The organism is Amycolatopsis sp. NPDC048633 (genome assembly GCF_040650695.1).
In the GTDB taxonomy this organism is placed as follows: domain Bacteria; phylum Actinomycetota; class Actinomycetes; order Mycobacteriales; family Pseudonocardiaceae; genus Amycolatopsis.
This window is the reverse complement of record NZ_JBEZHS010000002.1, coordinates 276,373-299,739: the sequence shown is the minus strand read 5'-3', so window position 1 is coordinate 299,739 and position 23,367 is coordinate 276,373. Positions and strand designations below refer to the sequence as shown.

Here is a 23,367-nt window from a genome sequence, read left to right as displayed (position 1 = left end):
GGGCGGCCGGTTCGTCGAAACCGACGAGACCCGGGGAAACTTTCATCCCGGCGGACGAATCACCGCAGCCGCCGCGGCAACGCGGACCGGGCCGCCGCGTACCCGAGCGCCACCCGGATCCGGACCTTCGACGTGGTGACCGCCGCCCGGACCGCGTACTGCCGGGCCCGCGCGAGCATCGTGTCCACTGTGGTCATGACGCGACCCACGCCTTCGCGGTGGTCACTTCGGCGAGCCGCTCCGGGATCGGGGTGACGCCGAGGCCGGGACCGGACGGCACCGGCAGCCGGCCGCCTTCGAGCACGAACGGTTCGGTGATGTCGCTGGTGTAGAAGCGGTCCGACGCCGAGGTGTCGCCGGGCAGGGTGAACCCGGGCAGCGACGCGAGCGCGACGTTGGCCGCCCGGCCCAGCCCGGTCTCGATCATCCCGCCGCACCACACCGGGACGCCGTGCGCGGCGCAGACGTCGTGCACCCGCCGCGCCTCCAGGTAGCCGCCGACGCGGCTCGGCTTGATGTTGACGATCCGGCAGGCGCCGAGCTTGATCGCGTCGGCGGCCGACCGGGCGGAGACGATCGACTCGTCCAGGCAGATCGGCGTCCGGATGTGCTTCGCCAGCTCGGCGTGGCCGAGCACGTCCTCCTCTTCGAGAGGCTGCTCGATGAGCAGCAGCTCGAAGGGGTCGAGCCGCTGCAGTTGCGGCACGTCCGAAAGCGTGTACGCCGTGTTCGCGTCGACCTGCAGCAGGATGTCGCCGAACCGCTCGCGGACCGCGCGCACCGGCTCGACGTCCCAGCCGGGCTCGATCTTCAGCTTGATTCGGAGGTACCCCGCGTCGAGGTAGCCGCCGACGACGTCGACGAGCTTCGGAATGGTGTCCATGATGCCGACCGACACCCCGCACGGCACCGAGTCCCGGGTGGACCCCAGCGCCGTGCCGAAGGACACGCCGTGGGCGCGGAGCTCCGCGTCGAGCACCGCCATCTCCAGCGCGCCCTTGGCCATCCGGTGGCCCTTGAACTTCGCCAGCAGCGGCGCGACCTTGTTCGCGGTGAGGTCCCCGGCGGCGAGCAGGGCCGGTACGAGGAACGTCCGCAGCACGTGCTCGACACCCTCGACGTACTCCGAGGAGTAGAGCGGGTCGACCATCGCCCCGCACTCGCCCCAGCCCTCGCCTTCGGATGTCACCGCGCGCAGGAGCAGGAGTTCGCGTTCGGCCTGCGTGCCGAACGACGTCCGGAACGGCGCGACGAGCGGCATCCGGACACGCAGGAGTTCCACCCCGGTGAGTTTCACGACGACTGCTCCTTCGCGACCACGTACCAGCCGGCACGATCGAATCCGACGACCGAGGCGCCGCCGGCCAGCAGGCCGCCCAGCACCTCCCGCAGCGCGACCCGCCACGCCCGGCCGCAGCCGGGGTCGGCGCGCCGGAGCGCCTCGATGTCCGGCGGCACGGCGACGAGCACGACCGGCGCGTCGGCCGGCCCGGTGACCGGCGCACCGTCGGGGCCGGCCGCCAGCGCGGCCACGGCACCCTGCTTCCGCAGCGTGGCCGCGTCGAGCCGGGCGGGCCTGCCTTCGGCGGCCGCCCGCACGGACGGGCTCGTCAGGTCCCAGACGGCCATCAGCCGGTCGGTGTCGCCCGCGCCGTTGATGCCGTCGTGCATCGGGCCGTAGAAGTCCGGCAGGTACTGCTCCGGGCGGGCGGCGAGCTTGGTCAGGTTGAAGTGGGCGTTGCGCCGCACCAGCGGGTCGAACGTCCACGAGATCACCGGGACGTCCTGGCGCAGGGCCCACGCGCGCTGGTGCAGTTTGAGCGCGAAACCGATGCCGCGGCCGTGCCCGGCGGTGGCGACCCCGGCGATGTGGCTGTGCAGTCCCCCCTTCGCGGGTCCGCCGAAGAACCCGAAGCAGGCGCCGAGGAGGTCGGTCCCGTCGAACGCGCCCGCCACGTAGTTGCCCGCCGAAACCATGGCGCGCAACAGTTCGGACGTCACGGGCTGGTTGCCGGGGGCCGGGCGCCAGATCGACTCGAAGAGCCGGGTCACGGCGGTCAGGTCGGCGACCTCGGCCAGGGTCCGGACCTGGACCCCCGAGGCCGTGGCGGCGGCGACCGCGACGGCGGCCGCCTCGTCCCGCAGCGGCGGGGCTGTGTTCGTCACGACTTCTGTCACGCCTCCGATCCTCTCCGGAGACCGCCGGCGGGTCACCGTTGTCCCGCACCGGATTCGCCCCGCGTGTTCGTCGGGGCGGACGAACTCCGGTGCGCCAGCACGGTTTCGGTGAGGGTCTTGAGGAGCGCGGTGCGGCGGGGCAACTCGACGACGACGACGTGCTCGTCGTCGGCGTGGGCGCCACCGCCGACCGCGCCGAGGCCGTCGAGCGTCGGAATGCCCAGCCCGGCCGTGAAGTTGCCGTCGGACGCGCCGCCGACGGCCGCCTCGGTGAGCGTCCCGGCGGCGAGTTCGTTGGCGAGCGCGAAGAGGTCCGACGACGCCTGCGCGTCCAGCGGTGGCCGGTTGATGCCGCCGTCGATGCGGATCCGCGCGCCGGGGAGGCGGGGCCGCAGGCTTCGGATGGCCGTGTCGACGCGGTGTTGCTCGGCCGCGTCCCACACCCGCACGTCGACCGCGACGCTCGCCGCGGCGGGCACGGTGTTGGTCGTCGTCCCGGCGCTCAGGGCGGTCGGGACGACCGTGGTGCCGCGGTCCCGGTCGGCGAGCGCGGCCACCGCGAGGATCTGGTGGGCGACCTCGACCCCGGCGTTGACGCCCTTCTCCGGTTCGAGCCCGGCGTGCGCGGCGCGGCCCTCGACCTCGATCCGGTACAGGGAAACGCCTTTGCGGCGCGTCTTCAGCGCACCGCCGTCGGCCGAGGCTTCGAGGACGAAGACCGCTTCGCAGGTCTTGGCCTCTTCCTCGATCAGCGCCCGCGACCGCGGTGAGCCGATCTCCTCGTCGCCGGTGATGAGGATCGAGAGCCCGTCCCGGTCGGGTAGCGCCGCGGCCGCGTGCAGGGCCATCACCACGCCGGCCTTCATGTCGAAACAGCCGGGACCGCGCAGCACGCCGTCTTCGACCGAAAACGGGTGCGTGCGCAGGGAACCCAGCGGCCACACGGTGTCGTGGTGCCCGAGCAGCAGGACGCGCGGCGGGCCGGCGCCGAACCGCCAGCGCAGGTGCGTGCAGCCGTCGGTGACGATGCGCTCGGGCTCGGTCCCGAGCAGGCGGCGACCGATCCCGGCGACGGCTTCGGCGCTGCGGGCGACGGCTTCGTGGTCTGCCGACGGCGACTCGCACCGGACGAGCGTCTCGATGTCTTCGATCACTTCGGCTCACCCCGCAGCGGTTTGCCGGGCAGCGCGCCGGTGTTCAAGTTTCCTTCGCTGACAACGGGAACTCCGGCGACGAACAGGTGCCGGACGCCGGCCGACGGGCGGGTGGGGTCGGTGTAGGTGGCGGCGTCGGTGACGCGGTCCGGGTCGAGGACGACGAGGTCGGCGTCGGCTCCCACCCCGAGGTGTCCCTTGCGGCGGGCGGCGGGCGCGACGTCGTCGAGGATGCGCGAGGGCAGGTACGAGCAGCGGCGGAACGCTTCGAGCCAGCTCCACTCGGCGGACTCCCGCACCATCAGGCGCAGGGTCTTCGCGAAGGTGCCCGCGGTCCGCGGGTGCGTCGTGCCTCCCGGCGGGAGCGGCCACTCCGTGCTCTCGGTGCGGCCGTCCTTCCAGTAGACCGGCATGGCGTCGCTGGCGACGATGGCGTCGGGGAACGCGAGCGCCCGGTGCAGCAGGCCGCGGTCGCGGGGGTCTTGTTCGTCGAGGAACTCGAGCAGGCACGGCGCGCCGGGGTCCTGCCGCCGCAGGTCGTTCAGGCGGGCTTCGTCGCGCACCCGCTCCCCCGTTTCGAGGATGACGACGCTCGACGGTTTCAGGCCCTTCAGGCGCAGGCGGTCCGGGTCGATGAAGGCGGCGCCGACGGCCGTGCTGCCCGCGCCGTACGGGTAGGCCTCGACGGTGACGCGCGAGCCTTCGCGGCGGGCGGTGTCGAGGGTGGCGAGGACGCGGTCGATGTGGTGGCCGGAGGTGCTGTTGACGTGGCAGTGGTGCATCGCGGCACCGGTCTCGCCCGCGGCGGCGGTGATCTCCACGGAGCCGTCGACCGGGATCGCGGGGTCGACCTCGACCAGTTCGCGGACGTGGGTGTAGGTGGGCACGCCGGCCTTCGCGGCGAGGTGCGCGACGGCCATGAACTCGCCGGGCTCGGTCGCGGGCGCGTAGCCCATGAGGACGCCGATGCCCAGCGCGCCCTTCGCGAGTTCGGCTTCGAGCAGCGAAAGCCACGCGGTCAGCTCCTCCTTCGAGGAACTCCGTTGCCACCGCGGGTTTCCGAGCACCGCGAGTCCGCTGTCGATGCTCGCGTCGGGCGCGATGTTCGCGAGGACCTGCGCCCGGGCGGCGCCCCAGGAGGCGGAGAAGCCGTAGTGCAGCGGCCGCCCGGCTTTTGCGGCCTCGGCGTAGGCGCGCTCGATCGGCATCAGCCCGGCTTCCAGGTCGAGGGCGGTGGTGACGCCGTCCATGGCCTGCAGCCGCTGCCCGGCGATGGAGTGCACGTGGCTGTGCAGGTCGACGAACCCGGGCCCGACGACGAGCCCGCTGACGTCGACTGCCGTGGCGTCCGCTTCCGGGAGCCCGGCGCCGACGGCCTCGACGTGACCGTCGTTCAGGAGGACGTCGGCGATGCCGTCGAAGCCGCTCCCGGGATCCACGACCCGGCCGCCCCGCAGGAGTGTCCGCATCGAGGTGACGTTAGGAGGATTTCCGGCGCGACCGTTCGTGCGCGCCGACGAATCGGAGCGGCGCGGTTGATCCGCGCGGACGAACTCCGTCAGGCCGGCGACGTCATGAAAGAGTCGTTCACCGCGCCGGACGACATGAACGAGTCGTTCATGACCTTCGTGGCGCCCGGGTGAACGTCAGGCCGGGGTGACCGGGGCCAGCAGCAGGCCGGTGATCGCGTCGATCAGGCCCGTCCCCGCGTCGTCCCAGGTCGCCCGCGGAGTGGGGGTCCCCTCCGCCAGCGCCCGCTCGCGCTCCGCCGTCATGTGGATCATCAGCTGGCGGGCCATGTCGCTGCGCTCCGCGCGGACGTCCGCCGGGAGGCCGTCCAGGCAGCGGTTCAGCCCGTCGACCGCGCGGGCGAGCGCCGGGGACGACAGCGACTCCTCCGCGATGATCTCCCGCAGGGCGGGGTCGGTCATCACCTGAGCGCTGAACCGGGCGAACCACGTCGGGGCGCCGAGCTCACGCAGGTACGTCGTGCTCGGGCGGACCAGGCAGGCCACCCATTCGCGCAGGCCGGCGTCACCGTCGGTGGCCTCGACGAGCTCCGTGCGCAGCCGCTCCATCGGCTCGGCGTGCTTGCGGACGATCGCGCGGACCAGGTCGACCTTCGTGCCGAAGTGGTAGTTGACGGCGGCGTTGTTGCCCTGGCCGGCGGCCTCGCTGATGTGCCGGTTGGACACCACCTGCACCCCGTGCTCGGCGAACAACCGCTCCGCCGTCACGAGGATGCTCTCCCGCGTCGCACTCGCGCGGGCAGCCTTCACGTTCATTCCGAAACCACCTGGTCAGCCTGATCATCTACCGGCCCCCACCATACGGAGCTGCCGCGCCGGCGAGAAATCGGCAGAGCGTGGCAGAACAGCCATCGGCCGGTTGGCGCGCCGGAGCCGCGGGTACCCGGCCGGACATGAGCACCGACGTCGAACGCGCCGCGCACGCCTTCTGCCCCCGGTGCCACCCGGACCCGCAGCCGGGCGAGGTCCTCCTCGCGCTGTGCGGCGCCCGGCACCCGTACTACGGCCGCCGCGACCGGCCCGTGAACACGTGCCCGGCCTGTGTCCGGCTGGCATCGGCGAACATCTACGCCTGCGGCCACCCCGGCGGCTAGTCCCGCCACGCGCGCGCCAGTACCGGCAGCGCGATCACCAGGGCGAGCCCGCGCACGGCGGCCGCCACGAGGTACGGCGCCCGCAGCCCCAGCCCGTGGGCCACCAGCCCGCCGGTCAGGGTGCCGACCGGGATCAGGCCCCAGCCGAGCAGCCGATACGCGCTCGAGACCCGGCCGAGCAGCGCGGCCGGCACCAGCCGCTGCCGCAGCCCGACGGTGACGATGTTCCACAGCGTCGTCACGAAACCGTTCACGGCGAGGAACGCGCCGAGCACCACGGCGTCGCGGCTCAGGCCGATGCCCGCGAACGCGCCGACGTTCACCGCCAGCGCGGTGAGCAACGCCGCCCGCGACCCGATCCGGGCCACGATGCGCGCGTTGACCAGGCCGCCGAGCACGCTGCCCAGCGCGGCCCCGGCGAGCAGCAGGCCGTAGCCGCGCGCGTCCAGGTGCACGACCTGGGTGGCGAGCAGGACCAGGGTCGCGTAGGCGAGCTGGCCGCAGAAGCCGTTGACGCCCACCAGGATCGCGAGCGTGCGCAGCAGCCGGTGCCGCAGGAGCCACGCCAGGCCGTCCCGGACGGCGGCGCGCGTCCGGGTCCCGCGGGCCCGCCGGGGCAGCGTCGCCACCAGGACGGCCGACACCGCGAACGAGACGGCGTCGAGGCCGAACGGGAGCGCCGCCGCGACGCCGAACAACAGGCTGCCCAGGGGCGGGCCGGCGAACTGCTCGGTGACCGTCGTGATCGCCTGCTGGCGCCCGTTGGCGCGGGGCAGCAGCGGCTGGGCGACCAGGTCGGGCAGGATCGCCTGGGCCGCGGTGCCGAAGACGACGTCGCCCGCGCCGACCCCGAACGCCGTGACGACGAGGACCGGGATGCCGATCGCCCCGCAGGCGGCCAGCACAGCGGTCACCGCAACCAGCACGGCCTGCGCCGCCTGCGCGCGCCACATCAGGCCGGCCCGGTCGTGGCGGTCGGCCAGCGCGCCGGCGGGCAGGGACAGCAGCAGCCACGGCAGGTACGCCGCGGCCGAGACGAGCGAAACGAGCCGCGGGTCGTGGGTGACCGTGACGGTCAGGAGGGGCACCGCCGCGGTGAACGCGCCGGTGCCGAGGTGGTCGATGCCGGTCGCCCACAGGAGCCGCCGGAAGTCCGGTCCGATCATGACCCGATCCTTTGGCCCGCCGCGGCTTCGCGGACAGCATTTAGCTCCGGGCTACATACTCGGAGCCATGGCCCTGACGATCGAACTCGGCGTCGCGGAGCTCGCGGCGACCCGCTTCGCGATCTCCCCGCTGTCGGAGACGGTCGCGTGCCTGCAGCAGCTGGGCGGGCGCGAGCGGCAGGCGAGCGCCCTGCCGTGGCTGCGCTGGGCGGAGGACGAGCTCGCCCGCGCGCCGCTGGACCTGCCGTGGACGTGGCCGCTGATCGTGAGCGACCGGCCCAACTGGCCGGAGTTCCTGGTCCCGGCGCCGCGTGGTGCCGGTCCGTCCATCGAGGACGATCTGGCCGCGCTGCGGCGGACGACCGCGCGTCAGGTCCGGGCCAGCCTCGGACGGGTGTTCGGCACCGACCTCCGCGGGACCGTCGCCGAGCTCGCCGCGCGGCCGGCGGCCGGGCTGAAGGCGATCGCCGGAGAGCTGCTCCGGGCGCACGACCGGCTGCTCGCCCCGCACTGGCCGAGGATCCGGGCCGTCCTCGACGCCGACGTCGCCCATCGCGCGCGGGTGCTGGCCGCGGGCGGCGCGGACCGGCTGTTCGCCGGCCTGCACCCGGACTTGCGCTGGCGTGCCGGGCAGCTGCTGCTGACCGGCGACCGCCTGGTGAACCGGGGTCCCGGCGGCCTCGTCCTCCTCCCGGTCGTGCTCGGCTGCCCGCACGTCCTGGTCAAGGGGAACACGTCCACGCAGACGACGGTCCGCTACCCGGCCCGCGGGCGCGGCGTCCTGTGGACGGCGGGCACCCGGCCCCCGGCGGCCGGCACGGTCCGGCTGCTGGGCCGCGCACGGGCCGGGCTCCTCGAGGCGCTGCGCTCCCCCGCCACCACGACCGACCTGGCCCGCGCCCTCGACGTGACGCCCAGCGCGGTGTCGCAGCACCTGAGCGTCCTGCGGGAGAACGGTCTGGTCGAACGGGAACGCTCCGGGCGCCAGGTCCTCTACCTGATCACGGCGCTCGGAACGTCCCTGCTCAGCGGTTAACCCAGCGAAGACAGCGGCACCGCGAACACCGACCGGCCGCACGTCTGGCTCTGCGCCTTGCAGTCGGCCGTCGACCACTCCGACTGGGACCACACCAGGCCCGTCGACCAGTCGTACGTCAGCGCCTCCGGGTGGACCGCCCAGCACGCGGCCGTGGAGCCGCAGGTCGCCGACGTGCTCGCCGCGGTCGTCTGCGCCCAGAGCTGGCCGTTGATCGTCGCCGAGCTGTGCGCGACGTACCACTTGCCGTCGTGGGACAGGACGCCCTGCATGTTGCCGACGTAGCTGCGGAACGCCTCCGTCGCGGTCCCGGTCAGCAGGTAGTCCGTGCCCATCGGGAAGCGGTAGAGCCGGCCGTGCAGGCTCTGGTCGGAGAAGTACTCGGTCGTCACGATGCTCGGCGGGCTCGTGCTGCGGTCCAGCGACAGCGAGGAGAAGCACGGCACCCCGGTGTCGGACGCCATGCTGCACGTGCCGCCCGCGTAGGTGTAGTAGCCGACCTGCATCATCGCGTACTTGTACGTGTACGCCGCATATCCGCCCGACGTCTTGCCGATCGCGTTGGACGTCGTGTCGGTCAGCTGCAGGATGTGCTTGGTGCTGAACACCCGGATCGCGGTCGAGGTGTTCCCGACGGCGGTGACGTAGATCTTGTCGCCGTACCAGGCCATCCCGCCCATGTGCGCCTTCGCCGCCGAGAAGGTGCTGCCGGTGCTGTTAGGCACGGCCAGGTACAGCATCCGATGGGCCGCGGAGGCGGGGTCGTTGTAGTTGACCGCCTGGATCCGCGCGTCGTTGTACCGGCCGAGCTCGTCGGTGCCGTGCCAGCCGGACAGGATGATCTTGTCCGCGCCCCACATCCCGTCGTCGTCGGCGTCGCCGGAGGTCGTGATGCCCTGCGGGACCCACGTCGTGCTGCCGGCTCGTTCCGAGTCCCAGCACAAAGACTTCGTCGCCACCGGAGCCTTGGGCAGCGCGGCCTTCTCCGCACTGGTGCAGCCGGTCATCGGGTAACTGGTGTCGTTGACGACGGTGTTGAGGCTGACGTTCGGCAACGCGTTGTCCAGCGCGGTCAGCGCGGCGGCGGGCGTGGCGTGCCAGACCAGGTTCTGCTTGGTGGTCGTCGTCAGCGGGTCACTGTAAGCGGCGCTGGCCGTCCCGGGCAGCGCCAGTGCGCCGGCCACCACGGCCAGCCCGAGGAGGAGCACTTTCGGAGTTCGCATGAACGGCATTGGGCCAGAGGCGGATCCAAAATCCGTACAACGCTCGTACTAGTCGGCCAGCGAAAGCACCGTGCGCGCCTGCTCCACCATCGCCACGTCGAGGAACGTCCCGTCGGGCAACGCGATCGCGCCGACGCCCGCGGCCGTCGCGCCGGCGACCCGGGCGATGACCTCCCGCGCCCGCGAGACCTCCTCACGGGTCGGCAGGAACGCGGTCCGGATCGTCTCGAGCTGCACCGGGTGGATCGCGGTCCGGCCGCGGAAGCCGAGCGCGCGGCCCGCCCGGCACGACGCCGCCAGCCCGTCGAGATCCCGGACGTTCACGTAGGCGGACATCGCTGGCGGCCCGAGCCGGGCCGCCCGCGCCGCGACGATCACGCGGCTGCGCGCCCACGTCAGGCCGGCGTCGTCGGCGACGCCGAGGTCCGAGCGCAGGTCGGCCTCGCCGAGCCCGATCGACGCGATCCGCGGCGACGCCGTCGCGATGTCCAGGGCTCGTTCCACCCCGAGCGCCGACTCGATCAGCGGGTGCAGCGCCCGGCCCGGCAGCACGGCCTCGACGGCCAGGATCTCCGCCGGCCCTTCGACCTTCGGCAGCCGCGCGCCGACCGCCGGCGGGAGTCCGGCGAGCGCGGCGAGGTCGTCGTCGTGCCAGGGCGTGCTCGGGTGGTTGACGCGCACCTGCACCGGCCTGGACACCGAAGCGAGCAGCTCGAGCACGTTCGCCCGCGCCTGGTCCTTGCGCGCCGGGGCGACGGCGTCCTCGAGGTCGACGAGCACGACGTCGGCCTCGGACTCCAGGGCCTTGCGCACCCGGTCCGGCCGGTCGGCCGGGGCGTAGAGGAACGTCAGCGGCGGGCTCACACCGCACCCCGCGCGCGCAGCTCGGCCACCCGCTCGGGCGAGAACCCGAGCTCCGCCAGCACGGCGTCGGTGTCGGCGCCGTGCGCGCGGCCGGTGAACCCGATGACGCCGTCGTGGCCCGACAGCCGGAACAGCGGGCCCTGCATGAGCATCGGGCCGAGGTCGGTGTCCTCGATCTCGTGGATCGTGCCGAGCGCGCGGAACTGCGGGTCCTCGACGATGTCGGCGGCGTCGTAGATGGGCGCGACGGCAGCCTGTGCCTCTTCGAACGCGGCGACGACCTCGTCGCGCGTGCGCTGCCCGATCCACTTGCCGACGGCCTCGTCGAGCTCGTCGGCGTGGCGGGCCCGGTCGGCCCCGGTGGCGAACCACGGCTCGTCGGCCAGCTCCGGCCGGCCGACCATGCGGACGACGCGCTCGGCGATCGACTGGGCCGAGGTGGACACCGCGACCCACTGGCCGTCGGCCGTGCGGTAGGTGTTGCGCGGCGCGTTGTTCGTCGACCGGTTGCCGGTGCGCGGCTGGACGGTGCGCAGCTGGTCCCAGCGCGTGATCTGCGGGCCGAGCATGGCCAGCATCGGCTCGATGATCGCCGTGTCGACGACCTGCCCGCGCCCGGTGGTGCCGCGCGCCGCGAGCGCGACCATGATCGCGTAGGCCGTGGCCAGGGACGCGACGCCGTCGGCGAGCCCGAACGGCGGGAGCGTCGGCGGCCCGTCCGGTTCCCCCGTCGTCGCCGCGAAGCCGCTCATCGCCTCGGCGAGGGTGCCGAAACCCGGCCGGCTCCGGTAGGGGCCGAGCTGCCCGAAGCCGGTGACGCGGGCGAGCACGAGCTTCGGGTTCCGGCTCGCCAGCTCGTCGTACCCGAGGTGCCAGCGTTCGAGCGTGCCGGGGCGGAAGTTCTCGATGACGACGTCCGCCGTGGCGGCCAGGGCGAGGAACACCTCGCGGCCGCCTTCGCTGCCGAGGTCGGCGGTGACCGTGCGCTTGTTGCGGCCCAGGGTCTTCCACCACAGGTTGACGCCGTCCTTCGCGGCGCCGTGGGTGCGCGAGGGGTCGGGTTTGCGCGGGTGCTCGACCTTGATCACGTCGGCACCCATGTCGCCCAGGTGCATCGCGGCCATCGGGCCGGCGAAGAGCGTGGACGCGTCGACGACGCGCAGCCTGGCCAGCGCGCCGGTCGAGGAATCGCGAGAGACCGTCACGCCGGCACCTCCCACGCGCAGCGGAAACCGACCGTCGCGCTCCGTGCGAGACCCAGACCGGGCAGCAGGAGCTTGACGGTGTAGTCCGGGGTTTTCACGCCGCCTTCGACGTACCACTCGGAACCTTCGGCCGCGTAGTCGCTGCCGCCCTTGAGCATCACGAAGCGTGTCCGGCCGTCGGAGTGCTCGCTCTCGGTCCAGTTCCACACGGCCGGAGTGCCCCGGTTCAGGCTTTCGCCGGCCAGCTGCCATTCGTCCTCGGTGGGCAGGCGGCCGCCGCGCCACGCGCAGTACGCCCGCGCGTCGTCGAGGTCGACGTAGGTGACGGGTTCGTCGGGCGCGCCCAGGTGCTTCGGTTTCGGCTCGTAGCCGGTGGCGGTCAGGAACTCCGCGTACTGCGCAGTGGTCACCTCGGTGGCGCCGATCGCGACGGCGGTGGCCAGCTCACCCTCCCGCTGCAGCGTGCGCGCGTCGTGCAGGCGGGGCGCGAGCGGCTTCCATTCGTCCACATAGGGCGCTCCCTGGTACATGCCGGTCTCGCGGGCGCGGTACCGCACGGTCAGCACGTACGGCCCGGCCGGGACGACGACCGCGTCGTCGTCGGGCTTGCCGGTGGTCCTTTGTGGACTGACCCGGGTCGCGAGCCGGTGCGGGAAGCGGGAGTCCGGGTCGTGCGGCAGCTCCGGAAGATCCGGCAGCCACCCTTCCACCGAGGCGCCGATCCCCCGGGCCGGCACTCCGCCCAGGAGGTCGGTGCCGGGCAGCGGGCCGTGGTAGTCGGTGTCGCCGCGGTTGACGAGGGTCCACAGGGTTTTGCCGTCAAGGTCCCACTTGGACGCGTAGACGCCAGCGGCTTCGGCCGCCGGATCCAGGTCGGCCAGGGGCGTCCACTCGCCGTTCAGCAGCAGGTCTTTCGCGGCACGCTGGAGGGTGACCATCCGGCGCACGGTGGCGGCGTCGCGGGGCGACCAGCCGACCCACACGCCGAAGACGACCTCCCACACCATGACGCCGACGCCGTTGAGCCACGCCGACTGCAGTTCCTCGCTGTGGTCGCGGTGCCAGCGGCGGACGTGGTGCTGCATGTGCCGGCGCTCGTACCAGTGGGCGCGCAGGACGCCGGGCACGGGCGAGTCGGCGAAGAACTGGGCCCACGACGCGGCGTGGTCCTCGATCCGCTCGACCGGCAGCTTGGACTCGCCTTCGAGGACGATGCCGGGCCGGGCGGCTTCGAGCCGCTCGACGAAGTCCGGCTCGGCCTTCTTGAGCGTGTCGAGGAAGACGCCGTCGGCTCCGAGGTCCGCGACCAGTGCCGCCAGCTCGGTGAGGTCGTCGTCGCCGCGGCGGGTGCCGACGTCCCAGGGGTTGTAGTCGACGAAGACGTGCAGTCCCCGGTCGTGCAGGGTCTCGATCAGGCCGGTGAGGCCGGGGACGTCGCGGTAGAAGTCCCACTGGTTGCGGTCGTCGAGACCGATCACCGGGTAGGCGTGCCAGAGGACGACGGCGTCGAGGCCGCCGAAGCGCACTTGGGCGTCGGCGAGGAAGCGCTCGGGGGTGAACCGGTGCTCGTCGAAGGAGTAGAGCAGCTCGTCCCAGAGCCACACCTGGGCGACCGTGCGACAGGTCTGCGCCCAGGCCGCTCCCGGGCGTTCGTAGGCGGCGCCGGTGTAGCCATGACGGCTTCGCGCGTCTTCGCGCCATTCGAGGAGTTTCGCGCGCCACGCCGGCCGGTCGGCCGGGCCCGCGGGTGCGGCGAAGATCTTCGCGTCGTCGAGGTCGGGCAGCGGACCGCGGACCTCGGTGGGCCGGTCGATCGGCCGCGGGACGAGCGGGTCGAACGTGTAGGTCATGATGTCTTTCCTGCGACCTCGGCTTCGGTGGGGACGGCGGCCTGTGCGCCGGGCCGGGTGACGGCGAGCGCGCCGGCCACGGTCGCTCGCCGGGCGGCTTCGGGGAGGTCCTGTCCCCGCGCCAGTGCCGCCGCGAGGACGCCGCAGAACGTGTCGCCGGCGCCGGTGGTGTCGACGACGTCGACGGGAATGCCGGGGATCCGCACGGGTTCGTGGTCCCTTCGGAGGACAACACAGCCTTCGCCGCCGAGGGTGACCACGACGGCGGGTACGCGCTCGAGCAGCTTTTCGGGCTCGCCGGCGAGGTCGGCGGCCTCGTGCTCGTTGACGACGAGCAGGTCGAGGACGTCCCACAGCGAATCCGGCAGCTCCCGCGACGGCGCGGCGTTGAGGATCATCCGCGCTCCGGGCTTCCTGGCCGCGGCGGCGGCCGCCACGACGTCGAGCGGGATTTCCAGCTGGGCGAGCACGACGTCGGCTTCGGCGATCCGCTCGGCCTGGGCGGCACCGACCTGCACGTGCTCATTCGCACCGGGCGCGACGACGATGGCGTTCTCGCCGTCCGGGGCGACGGTGATGAAGGCGGTCCCGGTGGGGGCGTCGGCCCGTTCGACCAGGTCGGTCCGGACCCCGGCACCGCCGAGGGAGACGAGCAGGAGGTCGGCGGCCTCGTCTTCGCCGAGAGCGCCGACGAAGGTGGTGTCGGCACCCCCGGCATAAGCGGCGGCGACGGCCTGGTTCGCCCCTTTGCCCCCGGGACTGCGCCGCAGCCGGCCCCCGAGAACGGTTTCCCCGGCTTTCGGCGGCCGCGCAACATCGACGGCGAGGTCGACGTTGGCCGAGCCGACTACGACAACTCGCCCGGTGGGATTCGGGCGGCCAGGCAAAGCTTGGCCGGGAGAGCTGCCGGTCATGCCCCCACCTCCGCCAGCGCCGCCGTGCGCGCCGCGAGGTCCTCGATCCGCCGCTCGCCACCAGGCAGCGAAGTCGCGATCCGGCCGTCCAGGGGTTTGGTCCAGTACTCGCCGATGCCGTCCACCCCGCTCAGCGCGCCGACCACTCCGCCGACCGTCGCGGCCGCCGAATCCGTGTCCCAGCCGGCCGTCACCGCGATCGACACGCTCGGCCCGAACTCGCCGCCACCCGCGGCGAGCGCGTACGCGATCACCGCCGCGTTGTTGAGCACGTGCACCCAGTGCAGGTGCCCGTAGGCCGCGTGCAGCCGGTCGAGTCCACTTCGGACATCGCCTTCCGCCGCCGCCGAACGGCCGAAACGAATCGCCGCCGCGAGGTCGCTCGACAACGGAACCACCGCCGATGCCGCGTCGAGGACCTCGTCCACCGTGTCGCACACCATCGCCGCCGAGGCGAGCGCCGCCGCCCACATCGCGCCGTACACGCCGTTGCGCGTGTGGCTCAGGCGGGCGTCGGTCCGCGCCAGCCGCGCCGCCGAACGCACGTCGCCCGGGGACACCCAGCCGAACACGTCCGCGCGGATCAGCGCGCCGATCCACTCCCGGAACGGGTTCCGGTAGGTCGCGGTGTCCGTTCGGGCGTCGAGCAGGTTCCGGTACGCCGCGCGTTCCGCCGTGAACACCCGCCCGGCCGGCAGGTTGTCCAGCCACAGCTGCGCGACGTCCTCCGTCGTGAAAGCGAAACCCCGCGACTCCAAGAGCGACAACGCCAGCATCGGGTAGTTGAGGTCGTCGTCCTCGGGCATCCCGTCGATGTTCTCTTCCAGCGACGTCGGCGCGGAACGTCGGTTCCACGGCCACCGCGCCGCGACGTCGGCGGGCAGCCCCACCGCGGTGAACCACCCGGCGAGAGGCCAGCGGCCGGTCGCCCGGAGGATCTCCTCGATGCCCTCCCGCGGGATCTTCTCCACGGGCTTGCCCAGCAGGCACCCGGCGGCCCGGCCGGTCCACGCGCCCAGCTCACGCCCGCGGGATCCGCGAGGCAGCGAAGGCGTCGCAGGCAGGTCCAAAGAGGACCACGAAGGCTCCTCGACCGGCGCGTCGAGCTCGTCCAGCAGCTCCCGCGCGAGCGATCGCAGCGAACGCGCCTCGGGACCGGCGCCGCTCACGGCAGGCGTCGCGGAACCACCCGCCGCGACCCACCGCGCCCGCACCGCGGCGACGTCCTTGCCCTCCGCGAGGGACTGCACCAGCTCGTGCGGGAGCAGGTCCTCGGGCTGGGCCCAGGTCAGCCTCACGCCGGCTCCTCGAGGAAAGCGGCCCGGGCCGCGGCCCGCTCGCGGTCGGCCTTGAGGATGTCCGCGGCCGCCGAGGCCAGCAGGTGCCCGGTCTCGCGCAGGTCCATCCGGCTGGCGTCGCCGATCTCGTCGACCCACGCGGCCGGCACGACGGCCGTCCCGCCGAGACCCGCGCAGATCGCCGCCGCCATGACGGCGATCGAGTCGGCGTCGCGGCCGTAGTTCACGGCGGCGAGCACCGCGCCGCGGAAGTCGCCCCGGTGCGCGAGGACGAACGCCAGCGCGGCGGGCAGCTCCTCGATGGACTTCGTCCGCGACGGGCGCCGCGCGTCCATCGACATCTCCCGGTAGTGCGGCCCCACCGAGTCGAACGGCGCGACCGTCTCCCGGACGAGCGCGGCCAGCGCCCGTTCTTCGTCGTCGGTGGCCGGGGGGACGGTCCGGCCACCGAACTCTTCGACGACGGCTCGCAGGGCCGCCGCGGTCCCGTCGTGGGCCACGTCCAACGCCGCCGCGACGACGTCGTCGAGCGACGCGCCCGGGGCGACGGCGGCCGCCACCATCGCGGCCAGCACGCCCGCCGCCTCGCGGCCGTAGCTCGACTGGTGCGCGCCGGTGAGGTCGATCGCCTCGGCGTACGCCGCCCGCGGGTCACCCGCGTTGACGACGCCCACCGGGGCGACGTACATCGCCGCGCCGCAGTTGACCACGTTGCCCACGCCGGCTTCGCGCGGGTCGACGTGTCCGTAGTGAAGTCTCGCGACGATCCACTTCTCGGCCAGGAAGACCCGCTGCAGCAGCAACGCGGTCGACTCCAGCTCCGGCACCCAGCGCGGCTCGCCGATCATGAGCGGCACCAGGTCCTCGGCCATCGCGTACGCGTCGAGGTGCGCGCGCCGCTTCGCGTACACCTCGACGAGCGCCCGCGTCATGAGGGTGTCGTCGGTGATGTGCCCGTCGCCCTTGTGGTACGGCGCGATCGGGCGCGCCGTCCGCCAGTCGGGGTACCACGGCCCGACGACGCCGGTCACCCGGCCGCCGTGCCGCTCTTCGATCTGTTCGGGGGTCCACCCTTCGGTGGCGCCGCCCAGGGCGTCCCCGACAGCCGCACCGGTGATCACCGCGACGGCCCGGTCTTCCAGCCAGGTCAAGAATCCGCTCCTGTCACTTGCTGACGCTCTTCCAGCCGTCCTCGAGCTGCTTCGCGAGGCCGGCGGCGTCGATCTTCTGTCCGAGGAACTGCTGGTACGCCGGGGTCGCGACGGTGTCCTTCCACTGTGCGTACTTGCCGGCGAACAGGTACGGCGCCGAGGTGAGGTACTGGCCGGAGGCGAGGATCGCGTTCCAGCCGTTCTTGGCGCCGAGCTTGGTGGTGAGCGCCTGCCGCGCCGACGTCGTCGGCGGGATCAGCGCGTCGGCCTCGTTGATCGCGGCCAGGTTTTCGGTGCCGGTGAAGAAGTCGACGAACTCCGCGGCCTCCTTGACGTGGCCGGAGTCCTTGTTGACCGACAGCGTCTGCGGGTTGGCGGCCTGCGCGGGCCCGGCCGAGCCGGCCAGCGGGGGCAGCACGACCCAGTCGAAGCCCTTCGGCGCGTCCTTCGCGATGTTGGCCGCCTGGTAGGAACCCTGGACGGTCATGGCGATCTGGCCGGCGTAGAACGGGGCGAGCGCCTTGGTGCCCGACTGCGTCAGCGTGACCGGCAGGATCGAGTGGTCCTGGTGCGCCATCGCGTCGACGAGCTGCGGCAGTGCCTGCTCGCCCGGCCCGATGGTCACGTTCGCCTTGTCACCCGTGCCCTCGAAGTACTTCCCGCCGAAGCCGGGGGCCAGCGCGACGAACGCCGCTGTCGGGCTCGACAGGCCCCAGCCGAGGCCGAACTTGCCGTCCTTCGTGGTCGCCTTGGCGATGTCGCGCAGCTGGTCCCAGGTCATCGTGGCGCCGGTCGGGATCGTGACGCCCGCCTGCTGCAGCTGGGTCTTGTTCGCGAAGACCACATAGGACTGCAGCTCGGTGGGCGCGGCGATCACCTTGCCGTCGACCGTCACCGAGTCCAGGACGCCCTTCGGGATGTCCGCGCGCTTCTGCTCCGGCAGGTACTGCGTCAGGTCCGCGAGGTAGCCGTCGGTGGCGAAGGGCGCGATGCCGGCCGCCTCGTAGTGCACGATGTCCGGCGCGGTGCCCGCGTTGAACTGGGTGATCAGCTTGTCGTAGACGCCGTCCCAGCCCGCCTGGACGATCTTGACCTGCACGTCCGGGTGGGCCTGGTTCCAGTCGCCGACGATCTTCTGCGTCGCGGCGATGGCGGCGGGCTGGTCGGACAGGGACTGGAAGGTCAGGGTGACCGGCCCGTCCCCGCTGTCGCCGCTTCCGCCGCCTCCGCAGGCGGTGAGCAGCAGGCCGACGGCCGTCAGTGCGGTGGCGGCAATCATGCGTCGTGTCTTCATCGACCGACCTTTCGAGTGATTCTTGGTGGGGTTCATCCCTTCACCGCCCCCGCCATCAGGCCGCTGGTGAGCTTCCTGCGCAGGATGCTGAAGAAGACGATGCTGGGGATGGCGGCGAGCACGGCGCCCGCGGCGAGCGGGCCGAGGGCGACTTTGCCCTCGCCGCCGACGAACATGTTGAGCGTGATGGGCAGCGTGTAGTTCTCCGGCGACTGCAGCAGGACCAGCGCGAAGAAGAACTCGTTCCACGACGAGACGAAGCTGAACATCGCCGTCGCGACGACCCCGGGGGCGAGCAGCGGGAAGACGATCGTGCGCAGCACGGTCAGCCGGCTCGCGCCGTCCATCGCCCCGGCTTCTTCCAGCTCGACCGGGATCGCGGCGACGTACCCCTGCAGCATCCAGAGCGCGAACGGCAGCATGTACGTCGTGTGCACCAGCGTCAGGCCGGCGAGGTTGTCGGCCAGGCCGAGCGTCCGCAGGATGAGGTACAGCGGCAGGATGATCAGCACCACCGGGAACACCTGGCTCACCAGGATCCAGCCGACGCCGGCGGCGCGCACCTTGCCCTTGAGCCGCGCGAGCACGTAGGACGCGGGCACGGCGATGACGACCGACAACGCGGTCGAAGCGAGCGCGACGATCAGGCTGTTCGCGGCGGACCGGACCAGGCCCTGCTTTTCCAGCGCCTGGGTGTAGTTGTCCCAGTGCCATTCGCTCGGCAGCAGGCTCACCGTCAGCGAATTGAGCTCGCCGGACGACTTCACCGACGCGGAAATCAGCCACAGCAACGGGAAGCCGAGGAACAGGATGTACAGCGCGAGGGCGACGTATTGCGCCGGGCGTACCAGGGTCCTCATCAGCGCCCCTTCACGGCGCGGTCGTCGCGGAACTGCGACCGCAGGTAGACGGCGAGGATGAGCACGACCACGACGACGAGCACCAGGCCCATCGCGGCGGCGTAGCCGATCTCGCGGTTCTTGAAGGCTTCGAGGTAGATGAACAGCACCGGGACCATCGTCTTGCCGCCCGGGCCACCCGCGGTGAGCACGTAGACCAGCGAGAACGAGTTGAAGTTCCAGATGAAGTTCAGCGAGGTGATCGACGTGACGATCGGGCGCAGGCTCGGCCAGGTCACCGCCGTGAACCGCCGCCACGCGCCGGCGCCGTCCATCGCGGCGGCTTCCTGCAGCTCGGCAGGGATCTGCTGCAGGCCGGCCAGCAGCGTCACCGTCGTCTGCGGCATGCCGACCCAGACGCCGACGACGATCACCGCGGGCAGCGCGACCGAGAAGTCGCCGAGCCAGTTGATGTCGCTGGGCAGGCCGACGCTGCCGAGGAAGGCGTTGAGCGGGCCGCCGTTGGCCGAGTAGATCATCTGCCACATGATCGCCACGACGACCGGCGGCATCGCCCACGGCACGAGCGCGAGCACCCGCGTCAGGCCCTGCAGCCGGAGGCCCGAGTTGAGCAGCAGCGCCAGGCCCATCGCGGCGGCCAGCTGAAGCACCGTGACGCCGACGGTCCAGATCATGCCGATCCGCAGCGAGTCCCAGAACAGGTCGTTGCCGGCGAGCTTCGTGAAGTTGTCGACGCCGGCGAAGCCGTAGTCCGGGTGGCGCACCAGGCGTGCGTCGGTGAAGGCCAGGAAGATCCCGACGACCAGCGGCGCGACGCTCAGCACGAGGATCGGGATCAGCGACGGCAGCACCAGCCCGATCGCTTCGCGCCGCCGGGAGCGGGCCAGCGCGGGCTTCTTCTTCCTGTTCGCGGGAGCCGGACGGGTCAGCGTCGCGGTCATCGCACACCCCCGGTCGATTCGCGCACCATCAGCTCCGGGCCGACGGTGATCTGCTGGGCCGCGTGGTCCGGGTCGTCGGCGAGCCGGAGCATGATCCGGGCCGCCGCGCGCCCGCGCTCGGTGGACCCGAGGGACACGCTGGTCAGGCTCGGCTGGAAGACCCGGCCGATCTCGGTGTCGTCCATGCCGGTGACGGCGACGTCCTCCGGTACCGAGAGACCGAGTTCCCGCACCGCCCGGATGGCGCCGATGGCGAGCAGGTCGTTCGCCGCGACGAGCGCGTCGAGCTTGCCGCGGGCGAGGAGCCGGCGGGCGGCCTCGAGCCCGGCGGTGACGGTGAAGTCACCGGCGACCTCCTGGTCGGCCCGGTCGAAGGCGATTTCCCCGGCCACGGCGTCGAACCCCCGCTGGCGCGCGGCGCCGGGCGTCGTGTCGAGCGGGCCGTTGAGGAAGCCGACCCGGCGGCGGCCGAGGGCGTGCAGGTGGCGGACGGCCGCGCCGATCCCGCCCGCGGAGTCGGTGGAGACCGAGCTGATGCCCCGGTCGTCCAGCGCCCGCCCGATCACCACGACCGGGACGGGGGCCTGCTGGATCTCGCGGATCAGCCGGTCGTCGGTGCGCAGCGGGCTGACGACCATGCCGTCGACGAACCCGCTGTTGAGGCTGCGGACGAGCTCGGTGGTCGACGTCGCGGTGTCCCCGGTGCTCATCACGACGACCCGGTAGCCGTGCGGGGCGAGGACTTCGTGGATGGCCCGCATCATCTCGACGTAGACGGGGTTGCCGATGTCGGCGACGGCGAAGGCCACCTGAAAGGTCTTCTTCAGCCGCAGCGACCGCCCGATGGCATCGGCGCTGTAGCCGAGCTCGGCGGCGGCGGTGCGGACCCGCTCGACCATCGCCGGGCTGGCCCCGGTGCCGTGCAGCGCCCGGGAGGTCGAGGCCAGTGACACCCCGGCGCGCTCGGCGACCTGGAGCAGCGTGGCCCGTGTTGACGTCATCGGCTACCTCGTTGTGCGTTCTTGGAAACGTTTCCAGGTGCGGATGGCGAAGGTGGAAACGTTTCCAATCGGATTAATCCCGATACTGACACCGGTGAGCGGGGCATGTCAACAAGACACGGAGAGCAGCAACCCGATCACGCGGAGACGCCAGTCAGTCGGCTCACGTACCCAGGCAGTCGGCTCGCGTACCTGGACGGTCGGCTCGCGTACCCAGGCGGTCGGCTCGCTATCCGACCCTTCAGGTACGCGAGCCGACCCTCTGGGTACGCGCGGCTTGGCTCCCGCATCCTGGTACGGCTGGCCGCGATGACCGGAATGCCCCGATAGTGGTCGCGTGCTCACTTCCCGTGCCCCGCTGACCCTGCCCCGGGCCGAACGGACCGGGACGCGAGTGTCCTATCGGGACGCGCTCGTGGCGACCCTCGCCGGCTACCGGCCGCTGCTGCTGGACCTCGTCGTGCCGGCCGGGCAGGCGCGCGCCGGCGGCCACCCCGTGGTGGTCTACCTCTACGGCGGCGCGCCGGCGGGCGGGTCGCACAAGCACAGCCTGCTGGGCGACCGGGTGACGGACCGGCTCGTGGCGGCCGGGTTCGCCGTCGCGCGGGCGCAGTACCGGCATGGGCGCGAAGCGCCGTTCCCCGCGCAGGTCCACGACGTGAAGGCCGCGGTGCGCTGGGTGCGCCACCACGCCGGGGAACTGGAGCTCGACGCCGGCCGCGTCGCGGCGTGGGGACACTCGGCGGGCGGTTACCTGGCCGCGATGCTCGCGGTGACGGCGGACGACGCCGGCTTCGAAGGCGACCTCGGGATCACCGGCCCGCCGAGTCACGTCGGCGCGGCGGTCGCTTGGAGCCCGCCGACGGACTTCACGCGGATCCCGCCGCCGCCGGCGGGTTCGCCGTTGCACAGCAGCGGCCACGACCCGCACGACTGGCTGCCCGGCCCGACGGCGAGCCCGCTGCTCCACGCGTCGGCGACCGCGGCCCCGCTGCTGCTGGCCCACGGCACCGACGACGCCGGAATCCCGATCGCCCACAGCGAAGCACTGGTCGCGGCCTACTGGCGGGCCGGCGCCGACGCCGACCTCGTCCGCATCGAAGGCGCGGGCCACTTCTACGGCGAACGCAAGCTCCAGCACGTCACCGACGCCGGGATCGCCTTCCTCCGCAACCACCTCACGGCCGAAGCCTGAGCGGCACTGCGCCGTTCGGGTGACGTCCCCGGCGACCGCCAACCGGTTCCGTACCTCCGGAGTGACTGCACCGCACACACCCGGAGCCACCAGGAGGAACCATGCCGAACCGAAAACTGCCCACCGTCGCCGCCGCGGTGTTCCTCGCCCTCGGGGGCGCGGTCGCCACAGCACCCGAAGCGTCGGCGCACGACGCCATCGCCGAGGTCTCAGGCTGCCAGTACCAGGGGCAGTTCCGCTGCGGCTACGGCGGCGTGACCAACAGCCACACCCGCGTCTACGCCTGCGACACCTCCGGCGACGGCTACGGCTTCCGCACCCAGTTCCTGCTCCGCAGCGGCGGAGGCGGCTACGTGGACGACGCCAACGGCAGCAGTTCCGGGTGCAGCGCGAAGGTTCCGGGCACCTCGGCCAACCCGGTGAGCATCTTCCGCGTCTGCGCGAAGAAGCCGGTGTTCGTCTGCAGCAACTGGCTGACCGCCTGAGCTCAGCCGACGACGTCGATCTCGAACGGCTCGGCGGCGCTGTACTCGACGTCGGCCCACACCGCGCCCGGCAGGGCGAAGCGGCGGTGGGACGTCAGCCGGTCGTCGTAGTTCGGGTTGGACTTGGGGTTGTTGCCGACGCCCGCCTTGTCCGAGCCCCACGCGAAGATGTTGCCGACCCACATCGGCTTCGACACGCCCTGGCCGTTGATCTGCGGCCGGACGACGAGAGCGGCGCCGGCACTGCCGGACAGGTTGAGCCGGACCGTGTTCTGCCCGGCGTTGGGCGGGGTGACGGTGATGCGTTCCATGAGTTCCACTTCCGGTTCGGCGGTCAGTTTTCCGGATCCCGGTGAATCCACGCCGGGCCAGAAGTCGGCCACGACGGAGATGTCGATGCCGGGCGCGACGTCGAGCAGGTACTGCGCGGCGATGGCGCCTTCGGGTATTTCGGGCCGGCCGGTGGCCGTGGCGATCCAGTACAGCGGCGGCTCGACGCGCTGCGCCTTGAACGCCGCCTTCACCTTCGGCCAGGTCGACCGGTTGCAGTAGATGACCGGGAACGCGAACCCCGACGCACGCCGCCGCTTCGCCCAGCCCGGCGCCTCTTCCGGCGTGGCGTCGCCCGGCTCGACGTCCAGGACGTGCCCGTCATTGGTCGACGCCTTCTTGACGATCTCCACCTTCAGGGCGTCCGGGAAGAGCGCCCAGTCGGCGGCGCTCCACGGCGCGAGCTTGATCCGGTCGATGTACCCGGCCACCAGCGCGGGCCGGCCGTCCTTCTTCAGGATGTTCCGCGCCGTGACGGCGTCATACATGGTGCGCATCGGCTTGCCCCTGAATCGTGCGACGGCGGATATCGACGTATTCACGATCGCGGAAAGCGGATAGCCCCACAACGGCGAAAAGGGCGCCTTTTCGGGCGAAAT

At 72.4% G+C, this 23,367-nt stretch carries 23 protein-coding genes; 4 read left to right on the top strand and 19 right to left on the bottom strand.

Features of this window, described 5'->3' with window-relative positions; genetic code table 11:
- Positions 1-59: 59 nt before the first annotated feature.
- From AB0C38_RS07885 to AB0C38_RS07860, 6 genes are all read right to left on the bottom strand, one after another.
- A complete protein-coding gene (locus tag AB0C38_RS07885) occupies positions 60-197 on the bottom strand; it encodes a hypothetical protein (RefSeq protein ID WP_360668334.1) in 138 nt (45 codons plus the stop codon).
- Positions 194-1,297 (bottom strand): o-succinylbenzoate synthase, encoded by a 1,104-nt coding sequence (gene menC, locus AB0C38_RS07880; RefSeq protein ID WP_360668331.1) that lies wholly within the window; start codon positions 1,295-1,297, stop codon positions 194-196. The genes AB0C38_RS07885 and menC overlap by 4 nt, the downstream gene beginning before the upstream one ends.
- Entirely contained in the window at positions 1,294-2,178 is an 885-nt protein-coding gene (locus tag AB0C38_RS07875; protein WP_360668328.1) for a GNAT family N-acetyltransferase, read from the bottom strand. Before AB0C38_RS07875 ends, menC begins: the two co-directional genes overlap by 4 nt.
- A gap of 32 nt (positions 2,179-2,210) precedes the next feature.
- Complete coding sequence (locus tag AB0C38_RS07870) at positions 2,211-3,332, bottom strand: M20 family metallopeptidase (protein ID WP_360668325.1); 1,122 nt, start codon at positions 3,330-3,332, stop codon at positions 2,211-2,213.
- The gene (locus AB0C38_RS07865; protein ID WP_360668322.1) at positions 3,329-4,801 is read right to left on the bottom strand and encodes an amidohydrolase family protein; all 1,473 of its coding nucleotides are present in this window, start codon (positions 4,799-4,801) and stop codon (positions 3,329-3,331) included. The genes AB0C38_RS07870 and AB0C38_RS07865 overlap by 4 nt, the downstream gene beginning before the upstream one ends.
- Positions 4,802-4,978: 177 nt before the next feature.
- The gene (locus tag AB0C38_RS07860) at positions 4,979-5,617 is read right to left on the bottom strand and encodes a TetR family transcriptional regulator (protein WP_360668319.1); all 639 of its coding nucleotides are present in this window, start codon (positions 5,615-5,617) and stop codon (positions 4,979-4,981) included.
- Between the two features lie 137 nt (positions 5,618-5,754).
- Here AB0C38_RS07860 and AB0C38_RS07855 point away from each other — a divergent pair, with 137 nt between their 5' ends.
- Entirely contained in the window at positions 5,755-5,955 is a 201-nt protein-coding gene (locus AB0C38_RS07855) for a hypothetical protein (RefSeq protein ID WP_360668316.1), read from the top strand.
- Here the strand turns inward: AB0C38_RS07855 and AB0C38_RS07850 are convergent.
- Positions 5,952-7,121: an MFS transporter gene (locus AB0C38_RS07850; RefSeq protein WP_360668313.1), complete on the bottom strand. Its 1,170-nt coding sequence runs from the start codon at positions 7,119-7,121 to the stop codon at positions 5,952-5,954. The two genes, AB0C38_RS07855 and AB0C38_RS07850, sit on opposite strands and share 4 nt — an antisense overlap.
- 67 nt (positions 7,122-7,188) lie before the next feature.
- On the opposite strand from AB0C38_RS07850, the gene AB0C38_RS07845 reads away from it, so the two are divergent.
- Positions 7,189-8,157, top strand: coding sequence for a DUF5937 family protein (locus tag AB0C38_RS07845; RefSeq protein ID WP_360668310.1), 969 nt, complete (start codon positions 7,189-7,191; stop codon positions 8,155-8,157).
- Here the strand turns inward: AB0C38_RS07845 and AB0C38_RS07840 are convergent.
- From AB0C38_RS07840 to AB0C38_RS07790, 11 genes are read right to left on the bottom strand one after another with little or no spacing between them, the layout of a single operon-like run.
- Positions 8,154-9,380, bottom strand: a complete 1,227-nt coding sequence (locus AB0C38_RS07840; protein ID WP_360668307.1) for a hypothetical protein — start codon at positions 9,378-9,380, stop codon at positions 8,154-8,156. The genes AB0C38_RS07845 and AB0C38_RS07840 overlap by 4 nt on opposite strands.
- A 48-nt stretch (positions 9,381-9,428) precedes the next feature.
- Positions 9,429-10,244, bottom strand: coding sequence for a CoA ester lyase (locus AB0C38_RS07835; RefSeq protein WP_360668304.1), 816 nt, complete (start codon positions 10,242-10,244; stop codon positions 9,429-9,431).
- Positions 10,241-11,449: a CoA transferase gene (locus AB0C38_RS07830; RefSeq protein ID WP_360668301.1), complete on the bottom strand. Its 1,209-nt coding sequence runs from the start codon at positions 11,447-11,449 to the stop codon at positions 10,241-10,243. The genes AB0C38_RS07835 and AB0C38_RS07830 overlap by 4 nt, the downstream gene beginning before the upstream one ends.
- Positions 11,446-13,299 carry an SUMF1/EgtB/PvdO family nonheme iron enzyme gene (locus tag AB0C38_RS07825; protein WP_360668298.1) on the bottom strand — a complete coding sequence of 618 codons (1,854 nt, stop codon included), beginning with the start codon at positions 13,297-13,299 and terminating at the stop codon, positions 11,446-11,448. Before AB0C38_RS07825 ends, AB0C38_RS07830 begins: the two co-directional genes overlap by 4 nt.
- Positions 13,296-14,213 carry a ribokinase gene (locus tag AB0C38_RS07820; protein WP_360668295.1) on the bottom strand — a complete coding sequence of 306 codons (918 nt, stop codon included), beginning with the start codon at positions 14,211-14,213 and terminating at the stop codon, positions 13,296-13,298. Before AB0C38_RS07820 ends, AB0C38_RS07825 begins: the two co-directional genes overlap by 4 nt.
- Positions 14,210-15,511 (bottom strand): ADP-ribosylglycohydrolase family protein, encoded by a 1,302-nt coding sequence (locus tag AB0C38_RS07815; protein ID WP_360668292.1) that lies wholly within the window; start codon positions 15,509-15,511, stop codon positions 14,210-14,212. The genes AB0C38_RS07820 and AB0C38_RS07815 overlap by 4 nt, the downstream gene beginning before the upstream one ends.
- Complete coding sequence (locus tag AB0C38_RS07810; RefSeq protein WP_360668289.1) at positions 15,508-16,662, bottom strand: ADP-ribosylglycohydrolase family protein; 1,155 nt, start codon at positions 16,660-16,662, stop codon at positions 15,508-15,510. Before AB0C38_RS07810 ends, AB0C38_RS07815 begins: the two co-directional genes overlap by 4 nt.
- Before the next feature lie 13 nt (positions 16,663-16,675).
- Positions 16,676-17,956, bottom strand: coding sequence for a sugar ABC transporter substrate-binding protein (locus AB0C38_RS07805; RefSeq protein ID WP_360668286.1), 1,281 nt, complete (start codon positions 17,954-17,956; stop codon positions 16,676-16,678).
- A 32-nt stretch (positions 17,957-17,988) separates the two neighbouring features.
- Positions 17,989-18,816, bottom strand: a complete 828-nt coding sequence (locus AB0C38_RS07800; protein ID WP_360668284.1) for a carbohydrate ABC transporter permease — start codon at positions 18,814-18,816, stop codon at positions 17,989-17,991.
- Positions 18,816-19,757 carry a sugar ABC transporter permease gene (locus tag AB0C38_RS07795; RefSeq protein ID WP_360668281.1) on the bottom strand — a complete coding sequence of 314 codons (942 nt, stop codon included), beginning with the start codon at positions 19,755-19,757 and terminating at the stop codon, positions 18,816-18,818. The genes AB0C38_RS07800 and AB0C38_RS07795 overlap by 1 nt, the downstream gene beginning before the upstream one ends.
- On the bottom strand, positions 19,754-20,758 hold the full coding sequence (locus AB0C38_RS07790; RefSeq protein ID WP_360668278.1) for a LacI family DNA-binding transcriptional regulator: 1,005 nt from the start codon (positions 20,756-20,758) through the stop codon (positions 19,754-19,756). The genes AB0C38_RS07795 and AB0C38_RS07790 overlap by 4 nt, the downstream gene beginning before the upstream one ends.
- Positions 20,759-21,095: 337 nt before the next feature.
- Here AB0C38_RS07790 and AB0C38_RS07785 point away from each other — a divergent pair, with 337 nt between their 5' ends.
- A complete protein-coding gene (locus AB0C38_RS07785; protein WP_360668275.1) occupies positions 21,096-21,953 on the top strand; it encodes an alpha/beta hydrolase fold domain-containing protein in 858 nt (285 codons plus the stop codon).
- Between the two features lie 101 nt (positions 21,954-22,054).
- A complete protein-coding gene (locus AB0C38_RS07780; protein ID WP_360668272.1) occupies positions 22,055-22,438 on the top strand; it encodes a hypothetical protein in 384 nt (127 codons plus the stop codon).
- Between the two features lie 2 nt (positions 22,439-22,440).
- On the opposite strand, the gene AB0C38_RS07775 is transcribed toward AB0C38_RS07780, so the two are convergent.
- Entirely contained in the window at positions 22,441-23,265 is an 825-nt protein-coding gene (locus tag AB0C38_RS07775) for a hypothetical protein (protein WP_360668269.1), read from the bottom strand.
- Positions 23,266-23,367 lie beyond the last annotated feature (102 nt).

Bases quoted from the DNA above. Each gene is read 5' to 3' on its own strand.
- AB0C38_RS07845 (WP_360668310.1), top strand. From the start codon at position 7,189: ATGGCCCTGACGATCGAACTCGGCGTCGCGGAGCTCGCGGCGACCCGC.
- AB0C38_RS07790 (WP_360668278.1), bottom strand. From the start codon at position 20,758: ATGACGTCAACACGGGCCACGCTGCTCCAGGTCGCCGAGCGCGCCGGG.
- AB0C38_RS07855 (WP_360668316.1), top strand. From the start codon at position 5,755: ATGAGCACCGACGTCGAACGCGCCGCGCACGCCTTCTGCCCCCGGTGC.
- AB0C38_RS07800 (WP_360668284.1), bottom strand. From the start codon at position 18,816: ATGAGGACCCTGGTACGCCCGGCGCAATACGTCGCCCTCGCGCTGTAC.
- AB0C38_RS07865 (WP_360668322.1), bottom strand. From the start codon at position 4,801: ATGCGGACACTCCTGCGGGGCGGCCGGGTCGTGGATCCCGGGAGCGGC.
- AB0C38_RS07820 (WP_360668295.1), bottom strand. From the start codon at position 14,213: ATGACCGGCAGCTCTCCCGGCCAAGCTTTGCCTGGCCGCCCGAATCCC.
- AB0C38_RS07850 (WP_360668313.1), bottom strand. From the start codon at position 7,121: ATGATCGGACCGGACTTCCGGCGGCTCCTGTGGGCGACCGGCATCGAC.
- AB0C38_RS07885 (WP_360668334.1), bottom strand. From the start codon at position 197: ATGACCACAGTGGACACGATGCTCGCGCGGGCCCGGCAGTACGCGGTC.
- AB0C38_RS07775 (WP_360668269.1), bottom strand. From the start codon at position 23,265: ATGCGCACCATGTATGACGCCGTCACGGCGCGGAACATCCTGAAGAAG.
- AB0C38_RS07780 (WP_360668272.1), top strand. From the start codon at position 22,055: ATGCCGAACCGAAAACTGCCCACCGTCGCCGCCGCGGTGTTCCTCGCC.
- AB0C38_RS07795 (WP_360668281.1), bottom strand. From the start codon at position 19,757: ATGACCGCGACGCTGACCCGTCCGGCTCCCGCGAACAGGAAGAAGAAG.
- AB0C38_RS07860 (WP_360668319.1), bottom strand. From the start codon at position 5,617: ATGAACGTGAAGGCTGCCCGCGCGAGTGCGACGCGGGAGAGCATCCTC.
- AB0C38_RS07825 (WP_360668298.1), bottom strand. From the start codon at position 13,299: ATGACCTACACGTTCGACCCGCTCGTCCCGCGGCCGATCGACCGGCCC.
- AB0C38_RS07805 (WP_360668286.1), bottom strand. From the start codon at position 17,956: ATGAAGACACGACGCATGATTGCCGCCACCGCACTGACGGCCGTCGGC.
- AB0C38_RS07840 (WP_360668307.1), bottom strand. From the start codon at position 9,380: ATGCGAACTCCGAAAGTGCTCCTCCTCGGGCTGGCCGTGGTGGCCGGC.